Consider the following 2,599-nt stretch of genomic DNA (forward strand, 5'->3'; position numbering starts at 1 on the left):
GCATTGCTACGCCGCTCTCGGAATCGTGTGTGCCCAACCTGTCTTTGACCCGAACTCGATATCGGCTCCTTTGTGCGATGAGCAAGTCATAGGTCTCCGCGTCGATCTTCTTCGCGGGATCCCCAAAGCCCCGATAATTGATGGTCGCTTTAACAAGGTTATCTGGCATTGCTGGGCAGTACCACTTTCCCTCAATGAGAGAGGCTCCCTTAAAAGTTTCGATTTTTCCCAGCTGGTCGCGTCGATAATCGAAGACCGGTTTGTACCCCAGCCTCCTCAAGACATTCTGGAACTTAGCTGGCATTGAGTTCGGTAAGTAGCCAAGATCGGCGATCAGATAACCTCGTGGATGACCGCGCTCGATGATGGAGTTTATAACCCGCATACCATTGCCTGCTACGTCCACACCTGGCTTGTCCATGCTCGCTCCCATCGCTAGGTTAGGGAAGTCGGAGAGCGTCGCATCGTCTAAAAAGTCTGGGCCGGTTATCGCGATCGTAAGCTCGAAAGCCCACTTGTAGGTCTTCGACTTGTTGGTGGGGTCACCTCGATGATCGCCTCCGCGCGCATAGGTCCCTGCATCTCGTTCGGAGCTCTCGAATTCCGCTGACTTATAAGTCCCTTCTCTGGCGAAGGCGGTCATTGGTGTTCCGTCGATCGAGAGATTGCCACCCCAGCGAGCCAGGATCTCAGGAGGCAGTAGCCGTATGGTGGCCTCAAGCAATTGATTCATCACCCAAGTGATCTTTTGGCGCTGCGCCTCGACCTCATCGTCGTTGCGGGCTGCATCGATGGCCTCCCCCTCCGCTTTGGTGAGGCGGCGATTCCTTGGTGCAGGATATGGGTCGAGAACCACTAGGAACGAGTGGAGGGCTCTCCAACAGCGGTAGTAGAGGGGATCGCCCGTTATGGCTGGGTCGATGCCAAGCATTTGTTTTGCCTCGACTGAGAGTCGAGTCGCTATCATTTCAGCCATTCGCGTAACCAGTAGAGGGGTACAGTTGGTAGCCAGAATGAGGAGCACGGCCAGCACGAGTCGATCATCGATACTCGCGCGCCTACCCCCTGGTCGCTTGCCATCCTGCACTCGACGTTGCTCACGCCATTGCGCGAGCGCTTCGCAGATACCGGTCGACTCGATGAGGTTCTTCAAGAACGTGACATAGTCGTCGTCAAGGGTTGCGTGTGGGGTTTGCAGCAGCGGTTCGATAGAGAGCACTGGCCGACGAGGCCCATCGGTTCTCACGATCTATCACCTATTTGGTCGATCGTGGTACCTCTGAGCGCCTCGCGAAAGGCCAAAGTCCCAGCATCGGGCACATAAGGCAGGTAGCGGTCGAAGGCCTCAAGCGTTGCGATGCCTGCCGCCTGCATGAGCAGAACTACGGGGGTGCCAAGGGTGAGATGATGCACGATCCATGTGATTCGGAGCCGAGCGAGCGAGGGTTTGAGACCCGCGCCTGTCGCACGGCTGAGGAAATTCGATACCCCGTTGTTGTTGTAGCTCGTGCGCCCCTCGCCAAAGAGTGGCTTGCCCTTTGGGATTGAGGACACGGCAGTCTTGATGGGCTCCTCCCACTCTGCGAGAACTGGCACTGAGCGCGGATGCCGCCCGTGGACGTTGATGAGTACACCGAGGTCGTCCATCTGCACATCGTTGACCGTCACGCGCACAAGATCTTCGGTCCGTAGACCTGCTCCTGCGCCGAGGGCTAAGAGAACCTTTGCGTCTCGGATGCGGGTGGCCGTATGTTGACCGTCAGCCCACGATCGTAACGCGGCCAAATCGCGCACTGTATAGGGGCGTGCGGGATCTACGGCCGGGAACGGTGTAGACGCAGCCCTCACCCGAATACCTTCAGCTTCAAGCAGGATTTTGCGCATGAGCAACAGCCGCGATCGGTAAGTTGCGAGGCTGGTTTTGCGGACACCTGGACACCCGTGGTTGATGAACTCCTCGATGAGTTCGCGCTGCAAGAGCACTTCGCGTTCTAGAGGTAGTCCAGCCGTTTGCCAACTCCAGAGCACATAACGAGCCATAACCGGCAGTAGATTGAGAACGGGCTTGGATGTGGCGTATTGAACGTCACGTACTACATCACGCACAAAGCTTCCGATGACATCCCAGTATGGTGCAGGGATATTGGGGGTATAGTTCGTGATCCGATCTAAGGCATAATCGAGTGGTATACCACCACGGTGGTAATCGTCAAAACAATGGTGTATAATGGGCATTGCGAGTAGGTAACCCCTCCTTGCAGGATAATTAGCATCGAGTCACTCCTTGCTTGCGAAACTTGAGAGTGACTCGATGCTTTCTTCTATAGCAACAACGGTTGTTTATACTTCTTCGGTGTCTCCTTCGACTACTGGTTCGGAACGGTCTGTTAGAATCCGGTAGCGACCTCGCTCGACCACTTCGATTGTGCCGATCTTCCCCAAGCGATGGATGGTAGCCCGAAGCGTGGCATCAGGATTCGCGCCCTTTGGCATCCAGCCTCTTCTCCTAAGTTCAGCCGTCAGCTCTGCGACATTCCAAACCCGAGGGTTCTCAGCCATGACGATACGTACCGCATCGCTGGAACCGGGGATGCGGTCG

General features: G+C 56.0%; 2 protein-coding genes and 1 pseudogene. All 3 read right to left on the reverse strand.

Translation table 11 applies throughout. The features are described 5' to 3' along the window. Positions 1–1,246 (reverse strand): annotated as a pseudogene (locus tag M7439_RS00960) (hypothetical protein); the annotation flags it as partial. After that, complete coding sequence (locus M7439_RS00965; RefSeq protein ID WP_298381444.1) at positions 1,243–2,235, reverse strand: hypothetical protein; 993 nt, start codon at positions 2,233–2,235, stop codon at positions 1,243–1,245. The gene M7439_RS00965 and the pseudogene M7439_RS00960, both read right to left, overlap by 4 nt. Before the next feature lie 105 nt (positions 2,236–2,340). Continuing rightward, the coding region (locus tag M7439_RS00970) for a hypothetical protein (RefSeq protein ID WP_298381446.1) at positions 2,341–2,599 on the reverse strand (259 nt) is incomplete at its 5' end.

It is taken from the genome of Ferrimicrobium sp. (genome assembly GCF_027319265.1).
Lineage (GTDB): Bacteria > Actinomycetota > Acidimicrobiia > Acidimicrobiales > Acidimicrobiaceae > Ferrimicrobium.

What these genes read in the sequence shown, in the direction of transcription:
- M7439_RS00965 (WP_298381444.1), bottom strand. Translation starts at nt 2,235, where the DNA reads ATGCCCATTATACACCATTGTTTTGACGATTACCACCGTGGTGGTATA.